The following is a 15,352-nucleotide window of genomic DNA, read 5'->3' as shown; positions in this document are numbered from 1 at the left end:
TTCGTTATTTCATATCAAAATGGTCTGGAGCCTGCACCAATACTGTACTTAAAATTAAGCGACACCTCATGTCGTATTGATGATGTATGACCTAACTTTTGAACTTGATCATTTTAAAATAATGCGCTGATCATTTTAAATTTTAAAACTCTCCCATGTCTGAACGTATCCGTGAAAAACTGCAAATTTTAGCCGATGCTGCCAAATATGATGTCTCATGTTCTTCGAGTGGTAGCAAGCGCCAAAATAAAGACAAAGGTCTAGGTAATACTGGAAACGGCATTTGTCATAGCTATACCGAAGATGGCCGCTGCGTATCATTGTTAAAAATTCTATTTTCCAATGTCTGTATTTTTGACTGTGCATATTGTGTGTCCCGTCGGAGTAACGACGTAAAGCGCGCAGCATTTACGGTACAGGAAGTGGTCGATTTGACCATGAATTTTTATCGTCGAAACTATATTGAGGGGCTGTTTTTAAGTTCGGGGATTTTTAAATCGGCGGATTACACCATGGAGCGCATGTTGCAAGTGGTGAAAAAGCTGCGTTTAGAAGAAAATTTTAATGGTTATATTCATCTGAAGACTATTCCGGGGGCATCTCAGGAAATCATTACCGAAGCAGGTTTATATGTAGACCGTATGAGCATTAATTTGGAAATGCCAACAGAAGATGGTTTAAAAAAATTTGCACCTGAAAAAAGCCATGTTGAAGTTCAAAAGGACTTAGGTATCGTTCGAGATCGTTTGATTCAATTCAAAGATGAACGAAAAATAATACGCACAGTACCTAAATTTGTACCCGCCGGACAAACGACGCAAATGGTGGTGGGCGCACATCAAGAGTCTGACCGTGATGTGATACTGATGGCAGACCGTCATTACAAAGAGTTTAAGCTCAAGCGTGTGTATTATTCGGGTTATATTCCAATTAACGAAGAGGAGCGTGCGCTGCCAGCAGTGGGATCAGCACCTCCTTTATTAAGAGAAAATCGGCTGTATCAAAGTGATTGGTTGATGCGTTTTTATGGGTTTGAAGCGACAGAATTGGTCGATGAAGAGCATCCAAATTTAGAATTGGATATTGACCCCAAATTAGCTTGGGCACTGCGTCATCCGGAGCAATTTCCCGTGGATATCAACCGTGCAGAATATCAGATGATCTTGCGAGTGCCAGGTATTGGTGTGCGTTCTGCTAAAAAAATTGTTCAAGCACGACGTTTTGGGAAAATCCATATCGACCAATTAAAACGTATGGGTATTTCCTACAACAGAGCACAACATTTTATACGCTGCGAAGATTCTCCCAAATTTATTCGAGATCAACAGCCACATCAAATACGTCAGCAGATCTTGCAAAGTGGTCAGTCGAAATATACACAGCAGATTTCGCCCCAATTGAACTTAGGATTTTAGGATACAGTCGTGAGTATTTATGTCTTTGATGGCACGATGACAGGATTGCTAAGCTGTATTTTTCGGGCCTTTCAATTTAAGCAATTTGATGTACAGATTTGTACGGATGGGCAAGTACAGGCGGGTCTTTTCGCCGATGTCATTGATGTAGCAAGTCATGATGAACATGCACAGCGGGTATGGCAGGGTTTAAAACTCAAAGCATCTGATCGTGCGTTGAAACAGTTTTATTATGCATTTTTATCCGAGCAGCAGCAGGCTTTTCAGCATTGCTTTAATTTTGCGGTGTATGTGTTTCAGCAGCAGCGAGATGTGTCAAAGAATTATGGTCATGTAGACGTCTTGGGTCTGAGTCAATGGGCAAAGCAAGTAGGACGTGAAAAGCATCGTATGGAAGCTTTTGTGCGTTTTAAAAAATGTCAGGATGGTTTGTTTATTAGTTTAGTCTCACCTGATTTTAATGTATTGCCCTTGATCGAGCGGCATTTTAAGGCACGCTATCAAGATCAGCGTTGGTTGATTTACGATGAAAAACGCAACTACGGCATTTACTATGACTTAAAACAGGTGCATCAAGTGGATATGGATGCCACAACCATAGATGGGCAAATACAGTCAGGTCATAGTCAATCTTTCAATATCGAACTGGATGATGATGAAGTTTTATATGATCAGCTTTGGAAAGATTATTTTAGAAGTGTCAATATTGAAGCCCGACGTAATATGAAATTACATGTGCAGTATGTGCCACGTCGTTATTGGCGTTATATGAATGAGAAAGCGATTTAAGTGCGAATCATTCGGCTATTTTCGGGCATAATGATTGCGCTTTTGATTGTTTAGGTGAAACCTTGATGAAATTATTTCTTGTTACGACCGTTCTGACGGCAATGACACTCACGGCGTGTTCTGTAAATGAACAAGAAAAGAAAACATTCAATCCGCAAAGTTATCAAGTTGCTGATACTGCTGGATTACAACTACGCTTTGAACAATTAAATCAAACCTTAGCAAAAGATTTTAGCCAACTAAAAAAAGTAGAAAGTATGGCTTTTTCAGATCAATCCGCTTTAGATGTTCAGAACTTAAAAACTTTAAATCAGCATTTTGTTGCCAATACCGCTTTAAAAAGCTCCAAAATTGCCTATTGCGAAGTAATGAATCATTATTTTGCCGAAATGTATCATCTTGGACATGTGAACTTAGCCTTGGTGAAAGACGTTAAACTGCCAAATGCTGCAAACGAAGATTTGAGTCAGGTATTTGCGAATGCAGACCAATTTTATGATTTTATTATCAACCGCTATACCACATACAAACAGGCACAAGAAACCATGCAATATGGTTGTAATCTAAAAGGCGCACTGACAGATTAAAAAAAACCCCTCAATGAGGGGCTTTTATTTACTTAAATTAGCAACCTGTTAGTTTTTCAGGTTGCGGACGTTCACCGGGGAAGAAAATTGGACGTAGTTTGACCCCAATACCGTTCCCAATGAAGGCAAATACTAACCATAACCAGCCATGCAAACTACCTGAAGCAATACCACTGAAATATGCACCAATGTTACAGCCGTATGCTAAACGTGCGCCATAACCTAACATCAAACCACCGATCACAGCCGCTAACAGTGAACGTTTTGGGATATTAAAGTTCGGTGCAAATTTGCCTGCTAGGCTCGCTGCGAGTAATGCACCGAGCATGATGCCGAAATTCATCATCGACGTGATATCAAACCATAATGATTCTGTCAGTGCTTTGGCATTTGCAGGTTGCTGCCAATATGCCCAAGATGCGACATCGATCCCCATGACACTTGCTGATTTTGCGGCCCAAACGGCTAAGGCAGAGGTCACGCCCCAAGGACGGCCTGCAAGTGCGAGTGTGGCAAAGTTCAGTAAAGTCAGGATAATTCCGCCCCAAACCAATGGCCATGGACCACGTAGAAAACGTTTCCAGCCGTGTTGCTTGGCTTGCGGTTCAACTTCAAGCTGACCATGGCGTTTCTTTTCAAAGTAAACTGTTGCTGCGGCAATGATTGCAAAGAGCACAAAGTTTAAAACCAGTGCAGGGACTACACCAAAGCTTTTGACTAAAGAAATCGGCTCAAAGTGGGGAAGGTCAAACCACCATTGAATATGTGAAGTTGCAATCAGAGAACCTGTACAGAAGAAGATCAGCGTTACAATCATGCGTGCACTACCTGCGCCCACAGTGTACAGGGTGCCTGATGCACAACCGCCGCCAAGTTGCATACCAATACCAAAAATAAAGGCACCGATCATCACGGACATTGAAACAGGATTAACGTTACCTTTGACTGGGTTGCCAAATAATTCACCCGCACCTAAAGCAGGGAAGAAGAGCAGTACAGCCAAAGCCAACATGATCATTTGTGCACGTAAGCCACGACCACGACGCTCTTTAATAAAGACACGCCAACTTGAGGTAAAACCAAAAGATGCGTGATAAAGGGTCATACCCAAAGCTCCGCCAATTAAAAATAGCAATGCTTGGTTAACGCCTACAACCAGATAAGCACCAATGGTGCCTAAAATTAATAAAACAAAAGCCACCCAAATCGATACATTGGATCGATTGGCTGGCGCAGCAATAACAGACATGGAGAAAAAAGCTTAAAAAATGTATCTCTATTTTACGGTTTTTATATATTGTAAAAATAAATATTGTTGAAAAATCACTCAATCATTGCTGCGTATAATTGATTTAACATATATGAAAAACTGATAAAGCGAGCGTTAAACGGGATTTACATTAAATAAAGAACCAATCCAACTAGAAAAAAGCATGGCTGCAATGCCCCAAAGCGCAACACGTAGACTGCCTTTCAACATAGAAGTGCCTGCTGCATAACTGGCTAAGGCACCGAGGAGTGCTAGGGAAATCACGCCTACGGCCATAACAGTTTTTTCAATATGTATGTCAGCACTGATCAAGATCGCAACCATCGGAAATAGTGCGCCAATAGAAAATGCTAAAGCCGATGAGAGTGCTGCTTGAACGGGTTTTGCTGCTGTATTGTCATGGATTCCAATTTCATCTCGTGCATGGGCTTCTAGTGCATCATGGGCCGTCAATTGGACTGCAACTTCATGGGCTAGGGTTGGCTCTAACCCACGATTTACATAAATTTGAGTCAGCTCTTTGAGCTCCATATCTGGGTTACGTTGTAATTCTTTATGTTCCATGTGAAGATCTGCTTTTTCGACGTCTTCTTGAGATTTCACAGAGATATATTCGCCCGCAGCCATAGAGGTTGCACCAGAGATGAGTCCTGCAATACAGGTAATGAGTAAGGTATGGCTAGAAGCACCACTTGCTGCCATGCCCATAATTAAACTGGTGACGGAAATAATGCCATCATTTGCACCGAGTACAGATGCACGTAGCCAACCTGTACGCTCCATAAAATGTTTTTCGGAATGATGTGAATAAGACATTCTTTTCTCTAAATTTGTTATTTATATGACGTCATAAGATTGACCTGACGTCAGTTAAATTTCAAGTTAAAAATGGATTGAACCAACACGTTGAACAAAAGACAAATATAAAAAAAGCACCCGAAGGTGCTTTTTTTAAAGAATGCTTATTGTTGAGCTTTTTCTTTCACGTTTGCTGCACCTTGCTCAACAGCACCTGCTGTTGCAGCAGTCGCGTCTTTAGCTGCTTCTTTTGCATTGTGTGCAGCAGCTTCAGCATTTTCTGCAGCATTGTCAGCTGCTGTCGCAGTTGCAGTTGCAGCATTATCTACAGCAGTCGCTGTCGCAGTTGCCGCTTCTGAAGTTGCATCAGCAATGTCATGGCCTGCTTGGTCAGCAGCGTTTTCTAGGTGTTCACCAGTTGTTGCACCTGTTTCTGGCGCTTTGTCTTTATTACAGCCAACAAGTGCAACAGTTGCAGCCAAACCTAAAGCAACAAGTAATTTATTCATTTTGATCTTTCCTTTTTTTGTTATGCCCGTAGCATGGGCTGAATTTATATTAGCTGAAAAAATATTCAAAAATCGATCAAAAATTGTTGATTTAGTGTAATTTTATCCAGCTTATTTTGTAGTTTGAAAGGCTTCAGATCTGCTTATAACGTTAAGGGTTTTGACTAAATAATTCTTCAATTGAAGTCACAAGTAGATAGATAAATTCACTGTCTTCATGGCGCCATAAATATATTTCTTCCCCTAATTGCGCATCGTCTACCGTACGCATCAATAAATAATCGCCATCGCCGTTATGTGCAATTGCAATACTGTTTTCAGGGAAGTCTTCGATTTCACTGATGGATTGATGTTCTGCGGCTAGATGATTCGTTGTACGTTTTATTCTTTTCACATCGCTGGTGTCTTGGAAGGGAATAAGCCACCAAGCTTCGATGTCATCATCATCTTCAAATTCATCCGCATTAGAAAAGCTAATGCCGAATTCGCCACCATTTTCAATTTGCATTTTGGCCTTATATTTTTCTGGAAACTTAAATCCTAATTGTTCTTCAGTTGCAGTAATAAATTTTAAGTCTAATGGAAAGGGCATGATGTTGTTCTTAAATTATTTTGGTGTTTTATGAATAAGCTAGGCGTAAATTTTAGTCAATATTTTTTACACTAGTTATTTTTATCCTAGATGTTTTAGTTATGGACATATGGGGCATAAAAAAGCCTGCAATCAATGCAGGCTTTTTTGAGAAATTAATCTATTAAGATTAAAGACCAGCAGATGCTTTAAGCGCTTCCACTTTGTCAGTTTTTTCCCATGTGAATGCGGTATCAGAACCTTCACGACCAAAGTGACCATACGCAGCAGTTTGTTGGTACATCGGTTGAATCAAGTTCAACATACGAGTAATACCGTATGGACGTAAGTCAAAGTGTTCACGTACAAGTGCAATAATCAAATCTTCAGATACTTTTGCAGTATTGAATGTGTTGATCGAGATAGATGTTGGTTCTGCAACACCAATCGCATATGACACTTGAATTTCACATTTGTCAGCTAGGCCGGCAGCCACAATGTTTTTAGCAACATAACGGCCTGCATAAGCAGCAGAACGGTCCACTTTTGATGGATCTTTACCAGAGAACGCACCACCACCGTGACGAGCCATACCACCGTAAGTATCTACAATGATTTTACGGCCTGTTAAACCACAGTCGCCTACAGGGCCGCCAATGACGAACATACCTGTTGGGTTGATGTGGAATTTAGTGTCTGCATGGAACATTTCAGCAGGAATCACTTTTTTCACGATTTCTTCAATTACCGCTTCTTTCAATTGAGCTTGGGTAATTTTTGGATCGTGCTGAGTTGAAAGTACAACTGCGTCTAAGCGAACTGGCATGCCATTTTCATAAGCAAATGTTACTTGGCTTTTTGCATCAGGACGTAACCAAGCAAGTTTGCCTTGTTTACGTAGTTCTGCTTGTTTTTCCATTAAGCGATGCGCATATGAAATAGGTGCTGGCATAAGCACATCAGTTTCACGGCTTGCATAACCAAACATTAAACCTTGGTCGCCTGCACCTTGATCTTCAGGTTTTTGACGGTCAACGCCCTGAGCAATTTCAGGTGATTGTTTACCGATCATGTTGATCACGGCACAAGTTGAACCATCAAAGCCAAGATCTGAATGATGGTATCCGATACCATTTACGGTATTACGAACAATCGCTTCAAAGTCAACATTTGCAGTTGTTGTGATTTCACCGGCAAGTACAACCGCACCCGTTTTTACAAGCGTTTCACAAGCAACCCGTGCATATGGGTCTTCTTTTAAGATTGCATCCAAAATAGCATCACTGATTTGGTCAGCCATTTTATCCGGATGGCCTTCGCTTACAGATTCCGAGGTAAATACAGCGTACTCGCGCATAAGTCCTATCACAGTTAAATTTAAAGACGCAATATGTTACATCGAGAAAGCGTTTAGGACTAGCTCAACATGACCAAATTGGATGAAATTAATTCATTTCAATGACTTTTTAATTGATATAGGCATCTAAAAAATTGATATGAGCTATGGATTTCTCAATTTAATTTTTTATGATGAGATAAAACAGAGATATTGGGCTTTGGTACAAGCAACAATGTGATTAAGCGTTAAATTGCCTAAAGTGGCATTTTAAGTGAATCAATTATAAGAAAAAATCAAATCAGTATCCTAAGATTTACCAATGATGAATGTCATGAACTGTCAGAATATGACTGTAAATGACAATTATTCGTTTAATTTAAAAAATAAAACACAATAAGTGCGGGCTTTTGAGACTTGGTATGCAAATTGCCTATTTGTCATTACGTTGAATGGGGAAACGTAATGAAACAGTCTGGTTTTACACTCATTGAAATTATGATCGTGGTGGCAATCATCGGTATTTTGGCTGCAATTGCTACTGTATCTTACAATGGCTATGTTGCTCGGGCGCAAGTGGCTGAAGTATTAACAATGATTTCACCCTATAAATTAAAATTGATTGAAAATTATTCAGCAGAACAAAGCTGTGTAGATTTGAATACAGCGCTGAATGAAAGTATCAGTACCAAGTATATTGCGAGTAGTGAAATTACTGATGTAGCAGGAACGTGTTCAGTGGTTTTTACCTTTAAATCAACAGATGTCAATTTTGGTCTTCGCTCAAAGCAGATCTATTTTAGTATTCCAGATGGTTTGGATGGTGCTTGGAATTGTCAATCGGATGATATTTCGCAGCGAAATTTACCTGCTACATGTCGTGGCATATAAATATTGAATGTGAAACCGTGAGTATATTGGATAAGTGCTGATTTCAAAGGGATGAGTTTGCTGTTTGAGTTACCCAAACCGTAGTGGGTGTATTTTATATGAAATCAAATTTCAAATGGTCATTTATCTGGACAAACTTTGACTGCTATTTATATTCACGATTTCCATTCGATGTAGCGGACTTTTATCAGTTATGAAGCGTTTGCTTTCACCACCAAACTCTAAATATGCATTGCGTTGTCATTGATTCGCCATATAAAAGCATCACTGTATACAAAATAAACGACATGCATAGGCTTGAAATTGAGCAATAAGCGCCCAAAATACAGGTGGTGCAGGAATAATTAGCGAAAATTTGCCCCTGAGGCTTTACCCATTCCGCTTTTTTTAAGACAATATGCACATCTTTGAATTCTTATTCATCTTACTCTTTTAAACCATTTGTTTGGACTCTGACCTATGACAACCCCGCTTAACGAACGTCGTATTGCAAACGCAATTCGTGTATTGGCAATGGATGCTGTGCAAAAAGCAAATTCAGGACATCCAGGTGCTCCAATGGGGATGGCAGATATTGCTGATGTGGTGTGGCGTGAATTCCTCAACCACAACCCTGCAAACCCACAATGGGCAAACCGTGACCGTTTCGTATTGTCAAACGGCCATGGCTCTATGTTGCAATATGCGTTATTGCACTTAACAGGTTATGACCTGTCTATTGAAGATTTGAAATCTTTCCGTCAATTGCATTCTAAAACTCCAGGTCACCCAGAATTGGGTTATGCACCGGGTATCGAAACAACTACGGGTCCATTGGGTCAAGGTATTGCAAACGCTGTAGGTTTTGCACTTGCTGAAAAAACTTTAGCGGCTCAATTCAACAAAGATGACATTACAGTTGTAGATCACAACACTTACTGTTTCTTAGGTGATGGCTGTTTAATGGAAGGTGTTTCTCACGAAGCATGTTCATTGGCTGGTACTTTGGGTCTAGGTAAATTAGTTGTTTACTACGATGACAATGGCATCTCAATTGACGGTGAAGTGGAAGGTTGGTTCTCTGACGACACAGAACAGCGTTTCTTGGCATACGGTTGGCAAGTGCTTAAAGTTGATGGTCATGATGCAGACGCAATCCGCGCAGCAACTGTTGAAGCGAAAGCTGAAACAGCTAAACCAACTTTAATTATCTGTAAAACCATTATTGGTTTAGGTTCGCCAAACAAACAAGGTAAAGAAGATTGCCACGGTGCGCCGCTTGGTAATGATGAAATCGCTTTAACTCGTGAAGCATTAGGCTGGACTGAAGGTCCATTTGAAATTCCTGCTGATGTTTATGCAGCTTGGGATGCAAAAGCCAAAGGTACTACATCTGAATCTGCTTGGAACGACACATTTGCTGCTTATGCTGCTAAATATCCAACAGAAGCTGCTGAACTCAAACGTCGTCTTTCTGGTGACCTTCCTGCTGACTTTGCTGCAAAAGCAGATGCATATATTGCCGAAGTAAATGTAAAAGCTGAAACAATCGCTACTCGTAAAGCGAGCCAAAATGCCATTCAAGCATTTGCACCACAGCTTCCAGAAATTCTAGGTGGTTCTGCTGACCTTGCAGGCTCTAACCTGACTTTATGGAAAGGCGCAGAAGGCGTTGAATCTAACCCAGCGGGTAACTACGTACACTACGGCGTACGCGAATTTGGTATGACTGCTATTGCAAACGGTGTAGCGCTGCATGGTGGTTTCGTTCCTTATGTAGCAACATTCCTGATGTTCATGGAATATGCGCGTAATGCAGTGCGTATGTCTGCATTGATGAAACAGCGTGTTATTCATGTGTATACACATGACTCAATTGGTCTAGGTGAAGATGGTCCTACACACCAACCTGTAGAGCAAATTGCATCTTTACGTGGTACACCAAACCTAAATACTTGGCGTCCATGTGACACTGTAGAAGCGTCTATTTCTTGGAAATCTGCGCTACTTCGTTCAGAAGGCCCTACAGCGTTAATCTTCTCTCGTCAAAACTTGCCGTTCCAAACACGTACAGCTGATCAAATTGCTGACGTAGCGAAAGGCGGTTATGTACTTGCAAAAGAAAAAGGCGAATTGAAAGCAATCATCATTGCGACTGGTTCAGAAGTTTCATTGGCAATGGATGCTTACGCACAGCTTGAAGGCGTACGTGTTGTTTCTATGCCATGTGCTGAAGAATTCGTAAAACAAGACGCTGCTTACCGTGAAGCGGTTCTTCCAGCAGCTATTCGCGCGCGCGTTGCTGTTGAAGCTGCGCATGTGGACTACTGGTGGAAATTTGTAGGTCTTGACGGCCGTGTAATCGGTATGACGACTTACGGTGAATCTGCTCCAGCAATAGACTTGTACAAGCACTTCGGTATCACAGCTGATGCTGTTGTTGCTGCAGTGAAAGAAATTACCGCTTAATCTATAAAGATTAACAGTAAAAAAGACGCCCCAGAGAAGGGGCGTTTTTTATTGCAGTAATTAAACTTATTTTTAATTGTGAAATAACGATTTGTAACGAATGAATTAAAGCATTGGTTTAAAATTAATTCATTCATGCAGTATTCAGCCACGGGTGCAATGTTGCCCCAAGTGAGGAAACGATGAGCCTTTACGATCAGATAAATGATGAAATTGTACTGATGGATGCTGGTGAACAGAAATGGATAGGCACGGACTTAGAGCTTGAAGCCATGGTTGCAGTAGAATTGATGCTGCAAGATTTGCAAGAAGACAAAGTGATTAAGATTCGCCGTAAGAACCATGAAAAGCATACAGGTCTAAAACAGGTAGATCGGATCTTGGTTGAAAAGCTATAAGCTGAATGGCTAAAAAGTCCGAATCTTCGGGCTTTTTATTTGCCTATCGTATTTATAAAACGGATAAGAAAAAGTCCATCCAAGACTAAAAAAGAGCGCATTAAATACAGTGTTTTCAACACATGAAGCTTTATTTCAGTTATAAAAAATACAGTGATCATTTAAAAAAGACATCAAACGTGCAAATACAGATTAAAAATTTAACAGAAATATCAAAAAACCAATGGCTGCCGCTTTGGGAGCTGTATTTAGAATTTTATAAAAGTCAGGTGGCGGATGCTGTGACCGAGCAAACGTGGCACAGGTTAAATGCTGCTGACTGCGAACATATCTATGGCTTTGCAGCTGTGATTGATCATCAAGTGGTTGGGATCGTGCATGTCATTGAACATGAGAGCTGCTGGACATTACAGCCTTATGCCTATTTGCAGGACTTATATACCCATGACAATTATCGAGGCCAAGGCATTGGCAAGGCGCTGATCGCGAAAGTGAAAGAATATTGTGATCAGAGGCAGTGTGACCGTGTGTATTGGCTTACGCATCAGGACAATGAAACTGCGCAAAAACTGTATGATCAAATCGCAAGGAAAACAGGATTTATCCAATACCGCTGTCATTAACTCAGTGTAAAAGGCCATTCCAAATCAACAGCAGTTCTTGCGTGAAGAGCTGCTGCATCTAAGTATTAAGCTGAAACTTTAAAGTTTTTAGTCGGGTCTGCATCTTGCTGAATGATCCATTCTCCACCTACGCGGAACGATGATGCTGAGGCATAGGTATCTTCCATAAATTGGAAAAAGCTGATTAAACCGTTTTGAACTTTGGCTTTAATTGAAAAAGGCGAGGTGAAAGTATTTTTTGCATAGACTGAGGTGTAGGTGAATTGACCAAATACGGCTACGGTTTCATCTTCAGCGATCATATCCGTGATTTGAAAGTCGTCGATATTCCAGTAGGTTCCGACATTGGCAAAGGTATAAATATAGATGTCTCTGCCTGTTCCAGACCCTGCCCATGGCTCGATTTGTTTGAGTTCTGGGTTGCTAAAGTTTAGGGAAACATATGCTGCGTCTTCAGCTACCAGTAGCTGAGTTGCATTTTCAACGAGTTCTTTTGACGTATTCATAAGAAATGCCAAAACGACATCTTTGGGCATTTTAGTGTTTAAGGCTTTTTCAATAGCCAGCGATTGTTCTGTCATTTTAGGGTACTCAGATTTTTATGGTGTCTAAAAATCTTAAGTGGATTTGTTTTGAAAACCTACGACTTAGATAGGTTGATGTTTCCTAAATTTGGGATAAATAGCTCATAGTCTGATTAAATTATTAATCATTTGAAATATATGGGAAATTTAATAATTGAGAATGGTTTTAGATGCTGCTACAGATTTTACAAAACTATCGTTCTAAACATGCAACAAAACGTTTTATCTTTAAAGCTGTAATACGGCTAAAAATCTATAGACTTAATGGTATTCGAAAGTGAGATAAAAACATGAACTTTAAAGCATTAACAATCGGTTTGGCAGTAGCATCAGTTACAACAATTTCTATGGCAAAACCTGTTGCCTATCAAATTGATCCTACTCATACAGCAACAGTATTTACTTGGAATCATTTTGGTTTCTCAACGCCTTCTGCAAACTTTAGTGACATTCAAGGAACAATCAATGTCGATAATGCAAAACCTGCAAATTCGTCTGTGAATGTGACGATTCCATTATCAAGCTTAAATACCAATGTCAAAGCATTAGATGATCATTTAAAAACAGCTGATTTCTTTGATGCTGAAAAATATCCAAATATCACGTTTAAAAGTACAAAAGTTCAAGCGATCAGCAAAACTAAATACAAAATCACGGGTGATTTAACAGTTAAAAATGTGACTAAACCAGTGGTATTGGACGCTGTATTGAACAAGCAAGCCGTTCACCCAATGACTAAGGCGGAAACGATTGGTTTCAATGCAACGACTTCTTTTGATCGTTCAGCATTTGGCGTAGGTGCATATGTACCGAATGTAGGCGACAAAATTACGGTAAATATTACGACTGAAGCTGCTGTGTCTACAGCAAAGGCAGCAGCGAAATAAGATTTAGCTCCCTCAGCTAAGTTAGGAAAGCACCCATTTGGGTGCTTTTTTATGTCTTCAAGATATTTAATTGGTGTGTGATCAATCGCGATTGAGCAGCAATAGGAAGCCAAAACTGATGAAGATTCCACCGGTAATTGCGTCAATTTTTTTACTAAATTTTTGATAGTAATGGGTCATTTTAGGTGCTGAGAATAAGACCGCAACCAATGCAAACCAAATCAAACTTTCAATAAAGACTAAAGCCAATAAAGAGCTTTGATCAAAAATACTGACCTTTGCACTGATCCCAATGGAAAATACACTACTGAAATAAACCAATGCTTTAGGATTGGCCATATTGGTCAAGAAACCTTGGAATAACAGCGTCAAAGGCGATTTTTTCTGTACAGCTTGCTCGGTTGGTTTCGTTATTGTGCCGAGGTCTTTACTCCATGCAGACTTTAATAACTGAGAGCCTAAATATAAAAGATACAAGCCACCCAAAATCATGAGGCATTGTTGTAACCAAGCCATTTTTTGAAATAGAAAATGTAAGCCACTTATTGCACAAATTGACCAAACTAAAATACTAAGTGAAATACCTAATGCGGCAAATAATGCATGTGATCTAGATTGTCGAATAGCACTTTGAGTGACAAAAAAGAAGTCAGGGCCTGGGCTGATGAGAGCAAAAAAGTGGATGAGTGCAATGCTGAGTAAGGGAGTCATTCTAATGGCTTATACGTTTTAAAGTGCAACCGTTATAAGCCATTTAGCATTAAATTAATAGCTATTTTAAAGCTCAAGCTGTTGTAAAAATTGTTGCAAAATCATGGGAGCAACACCTTCTAAATGAGGTGCATGTTGTTGACTTTCCATGCGTAAATTTGGGATGTTAATTTGTGCTTTATGCAGTTCACATGTATGCCCAATCAGCCATTTTTCCATGGCCTGTGCTTCTGCTTCAATATGAAACTGTAGGGCCAAAATATTGGGCCCATAGCTAAACGCTTGATTCGGGTAAATTGCCGAGCTGGCGAGTAGCTGTGCATTTGTTGGTAAATCAAAGGTATCACCATGCCAATGCAGTACCGGTACTTGATCTAATGGCGCTAAAATATTGTGAGTAATGGCTTCAAGTTCTAAGGTACTCCAACCGATTTCTTTGCTATGACCTGCATAAACTTTCGCTCCCAATGCGTGTGCAATAAGCTGAGCACCTAAGCAAATGCCTAAAGTTGGTAAATTACTCTCTAAGCGTACTTTAAGTAAGTCTATTTCTTTTTGTAGGAAAGGGTAGTCATTAGTTTCATAGACTCCGATCGGGCCGCCCAAAATGATGGTAAGCCCTGTATGTTGCATAGCTTTACTCAGGTCATCGACACCAGCTTCGAAGTATCTCACCCGATACCCCAGTTGGTAAAATACATCTTCCAATGAACCCAAATCTTCAAATGCAAGGTGTTGAATGATATAGATGGTTTCGTTTAATGCAGTACTCATAGGGATTTTTCAGGATTAAGATTTCAAAATAGAATGTAGCTTGAATTGTCTGAGAATAAAAAGGAAAACTGTAAATTTTTCACAATTACGAAAAGAGATAAATATAGAAATTGGCTGAAGCGTATTGTTTTTTCTTTGAGTGATTGGGTTCGAAGATTGAACTTAGCATTTAAAACCTTTGTACTGTGAAGTAAAGGATTCCCGAAAGGCTTTATTGGCAAAATTTATGAGAAAAAGTGCATGAAATTTTGATAAAGCTTTAGTTTGCTATAAAAAAAAGATGAAAAACCAATGGAAAAGCGTTTAGAGATGCGTATGATGAAATCTTCGACAAACAACAGTTCATTTTTCTTTTAATATCATCACATAATTAGATAACTGATTTTAAAGGTAAAAAAATATAAGCCAGGGAACTTGTATGCAGTCAAAACATAATCGAGATGCCAGTCTCTTGCATGCGATACATAAAATATTATTAAAGGAATGGGACCCTTTAGGGATTCGCCGTATTCCTGCTTTACGTGATGAATATGATGATTATTTGCCCAATATTTTTAAATTAATTCAAGAGGATTCAAGTGAATCAGAAATTTTTGAATATTTATGGTGGGTTGAGCAAAAAGTCTTAGAGAAAAAAGGGCAGAAGCAACATACCCTAAAAATTGCGAAAATGTTGAAGGCAATTGAGCGCTAGTCTGCGGTCGTGTGTCGTGTATGCATAAAAAAACCGATACTGACAACATATCGGTTTTTTATTTTGA

General features: G+C 39.7%; 17 protein-coding genes. 9 read left to right on the top strand and 8 right to left on the bottom strand.

Annotated features, from left to right (window positions below; all coding sequences use genetic code 11):
* The first annotated feature begins 155 nt into the window (after positions 1 to 155).
* From B1202_RS01635 to B1202_RS01625, 3 genes are all read left to right on the top strand, one after another.
* Positions 156 to 1,415 (top strand): putative DNA modification/repair radical SAM protein, encoded by a 1,260-nt coding sequence (locus tag B1202_RS01635; RefSeq protein WP_078188789.1) that lies wholly within the window; start codon positions 156 to 158, stop codon positions 1,413 to 1,415.
* A gap of 9 nt (positions 1,416 to 1,424) precedes the next feature.
* Entirely contained in the window at positions 1,425 to 2,204 is a 780-nt protein-coding gene (locus B1202_RS01630; RefSeq protein WP_078188788.1) for a TIGR03915 family putative DNA repair protein, read from the top strand.
* 65 nt (positions 2,205 to 2,269) lie between these two features.
* Positions 2,270 to 2,791 (top strand): hypothetical protein, encoded by a 522-nt coding sequence (locus B1202_RS01625; protein WP_078188786.1) that lies wholly within the window; start codon positions 2,270 to 2,272, stop codon positions 2,789 to 2,791.
* Between the two features lie 37 nt (positions 2,792 to 2,828).
* Here B1202_RS01625 and B1202_RS01620 read toward each other — a convergent pair whose 3' ends face one another.
* From B1202_RS01620 to metK, 5 genes are all read right to left on the bottom strand, one after another.
* Entirely contained in the window at positions 2,829 to 4,040 is a 1,212-nt protein-coding gene (locus B1202_RS01620) for a YeeE/YedE family protein (protein ID WP_078188785.1), read from the bottom strand.
* 135 nt (positions 4,041 to 4,175) lie between these two features.
* Complete coding sequence (locus B1202_RS01615; RefSeq protein WP_078188783.1) at positions 4,176 to 4,877, bottom strand: VIT1/CCC1 transporter family protein; 702 nt, start codon at positions 4,875 to 4,877, stop codon at positions 4,176 to 4,178.
* A gap of 146 nt (positions 4,878 to 5,023) precedes the next feature.
* Positions 5,024 to 5,368: a hypothetical protein gene (locus tag B1202_RS01610; protein WP_078188782.1), complete on the bottom strand. Its 345-nt coding sequence runs from the start codon at positions 5,366 to 5,368 to the stop codon at positions 5,024 to 5,026.
* A 151-nt stretch (positions 5,369 to 5,519) separates the two neighbouring features.
* Complete coding sequence (locus tag B1202_RS01605) at positions 5,520 to 5,960, bottom strand: SMI1/KNR4 family protein (RefSeq protein WP_078188781.1); 441 nt, start codon at positions 5,958 to 5,960, stop codon at positions 5,520 to 5,522.
* Positions 5,961 to 6,129: 169 nt separating this feature from the next.
* Positions 6,130 to 7,296, bottom strand: a complete 1,167-nt coding sequence (gene metK, locus B1202_RS01600; protein WP_078188779.1) for a methionine adenosyltransferase — start codon at positions 7,294 to 7,296, stop codon at positions 6,130 to 6,132.
* Between the two features lie 444 nt (positions 7,297 to 7,740).
* On the opposite strand from metK, the gene B1202_RS01595 reads away from it, so the two are divergent.
* From B1202_RS01595 to B1202_RS01580, 4 genes are all read left to right on the top strand, one after another.
* On the top strand, positions 7,741 to 8,166 hold the full coding sequence (locus B1202_RS01595) for a pilin (RefSeq protein WP_078188777.1): 426 nt from the start codon (positions 7,741 to 7,743) through the stop codon (positions 8,164 to 8,166).
* A 459-nt stretch (positions 8,167 to 8,625) separates the two neighbouring features.
* Positions 8,626 to 10,614 carry a transketolase gene (gene tkt, locus B1202_RS01590; protein WP_078188775.1) on the top strand — a complete coding sequence of 663 codons (1,989 nt, stop codon included), beginning with the start codon at positions 8,626 to 8,628 and terminating at the stop codon, positions 10,612 to 10,614.
* A 182-nt stretch (positions 10,615 to 10,796) separates the two neighbouring features.
* Positions 10,797 to 11,012, top strand: a complete 216-nt coding sequence (locus tag B1202_RS01585; protein WP_078188774.1) for a hypothetical protein — start codon at positions 10,797 to 10,799, stop codon at positions 11,010 to 11,012.
* A gap of 122 nt (positions 11,013 to 11,134) precedes the next feature.
* Positions 11,135 to 11,635 (top strand): GNAT family N-acetyltransferase, encoded by a 501-nt coding sequence (locus B1202_RS01580; protein WP_078188773.1) that lies wholly within the window; start codon positions 11,135 to 11,137, stop codon positions 11,633 to 11,635.
* A gap of 65 nt (positions 11,636 to 11,700) precedes the next feature.
* Here B1202_RS01580 and B1202_RS16555 read toward each other — a convergent pair whose 3' ends face one another.
* Positions 11,701 to 12,216, bottom strand: coding sequence for a nuclear transport factor 2 family protein (locus B1202_RS16555; protein WP_228145117.1), 516 nt, complete (start codon positions 12,214 to 12,216; stop codon positions 11,701 to 11,703).
* Between the two features lie 293 nt (positions 12,217 to 12,509).
* Between B1202_RS16555 and B1202_RS01570 the strand changes: the two genes are divergently transcribed.
* A complete protein-coding gene (locus B1202_RS01570; protein ID WP_078188771.1) occupies positions 12,510 to 13,106 on the top strand; it encodes a YceI family protein in 597 nt (198 codons plus the stop codon).
* A gap of 81 nt (positions 13,107 to 13,187) precedes the next feature.
* On the opposite strand, the gene B1202_RS01565 is transcribed toward B1202_RS01570, so the two are convergent.
* Both B1202_RS01565 and B1202_RS01560 read right to left on the bottom strand, forming a co-directional pair.
* On the bottom strand, positions 13,188 to 13,817 hold the full coding sequence (locus tag B1202_RS01565; protein WP_078188769.1) for a LysE family transporter: 630 nt from the start codon (positions 13,815 to 13,817) through the stop codon (positions 13,188 to 13,190).
* A 66-nt stretch (positions 13,818 to 13,883) separates the two neighbouring features.
* Positions 13,884 to 14,591, bottom strand: coding sequence for a glutamine amidotransferase (locus B1202_RS01560; protein WP_078188767.1), 708 nt, complete (start codon positions 14,589 to 14,591; stop codon positions 13,884 to 13,886).
* Between the two features lie 418 nt (positions 14,592 to 15,009).
* Between B1202_RS01560 and B1202_RS01555 the strand changes: the two genes are divergently transcribed.
* The gene (locus B1202_RS01555; protein WP_078188766.1) at positions 15,010 to 15,285 is read left to right on the top strand and encodes a hypothetical protein; all 276 of its coding nucleotides are present in this window, start codon (positions 15,010 to 15,012) and stop codon (positions 15,283 to 15,285) included.
* Positions 15,286 to 15,352 lie beyond the last annotated feature (67 nt).

Source organism: Acinetobacter amyesii (assembly GCF_002018365.1).
Classification (GTDB): domain Bacteria; phylum Pseudomonadota; class Gammaproteobacteria; order Pseudomonadales; family Moraxellaceae; genus Acinetobacter; species Acinetobacter amyesii.
The sequence above is the reverse complement of the archived record's forward strand: the minus strand, read 5'-3'. Positions and strand labels throughout refer to the sequence as shown.

Coding starts and splice junctions, on each gene's coding strand:
- B1202_RS01635 (WP_078188789.1), top strand. CDS start 156: ATGTCTGAACGTATCCGTGAAAAACTGCAAATTTTAGCCGATGCTGCC.
- B1202_RS01625 (WP_078188786.1), top strand. CDS start 2,270: ATGAAATTATTTCTTGTTACGACCGTTCTGACGGCAATGACACTCACG.
- B1202_RS01620 (WP_078188785.1), bottom strand. CDS start 4,040: ATGTCTGTTATTGCTGCGCCAGCCAATCGATCCAATGTATCGATTTGG.
- B1202_RS01615 (WP_078188783.1), bottom strand. CDS start 4,877: ATGTCTTATTCACATCATTCCGAAAAACATTTTATGGAGCGTACAGGT.
- B1202_RS01610 (WP_078188782.1), bottom strand. CDS start 5,368: ATGAATAAATTACTTGTTGCTTTAGGTTTGGCTGCAACTGTTGCACTT.
- B1202_RS01605 (WP_078188781.1), bottom strand. CDS start 5,960: ATGCCCTTTCCATTAGACTTAAAATTTATTACTGCAACTGAAGAACAA.
- metK (WP_078188779.1), bottom strand. CDS start 7,296: ATGCGCGAGTACGCTGTATTTACCTCGGAATCTGTAAGCGAAGGCCAT.
- B1202_RS01595 (WP_078188777.1), top strand. CDS start 7,741: ATGAAACAGTCTGGTTTTACACTCATTGAAATTATGATCGTGGTGGCA.
- tkt (WP_078188775.1), top strand. CDS start 8,626: ATGACAACCCCGCTTAACGAACGTCGTATTGCAAACGCAATTCGTGTA.
- B1202_RS01585 (WP_078188774.1), top strand. CDS start 10,797: ATGAGCCTTTACGATCAGATAAATGATGAAATTGTACTGATGGATGCT.
- B1202_RS01580 (WP_078188773.1), top strand. CDS start 11,135: ATGAAGCTTTATTTCAGTTATAAAAAATACAGTGATCATTTAAAAAAG.
- B1202_RS16555 (WP_228145117.1), bottom strand. CDS start 12,216: ATGACAGAACAATCGCTGGCTATTGAAAAAGCCTTAAACACTAAAATG.
- B1202_RS01570 (WP_078188771.1), top strand. CDS start 12,510: ATGAACTTTAAAGCATTAACAATCGGTTTGGCAGTAGCATCAGTTACA.
- B1202_RS01565 (WP_078188769.1), bottom strand. CDS start 13,817: ATGACTCCCTTACTCAGCATTGCACTCATCCACTTTTTTGCTCTCATC.
- B1202_RS01560 (WP_078188767.1), bottom strand. CDS start 14,591: ATGAGTACTGCATTAAACGAAACCATCTATATCATTCAACACCTTGCA.
- B1202_RS01555 (WP_078188766.1), top strand. CDS start 15,010: ATGCAGTCAAAACATAATCGAGATGCCAGTCTCTTGCATGCGATACAT.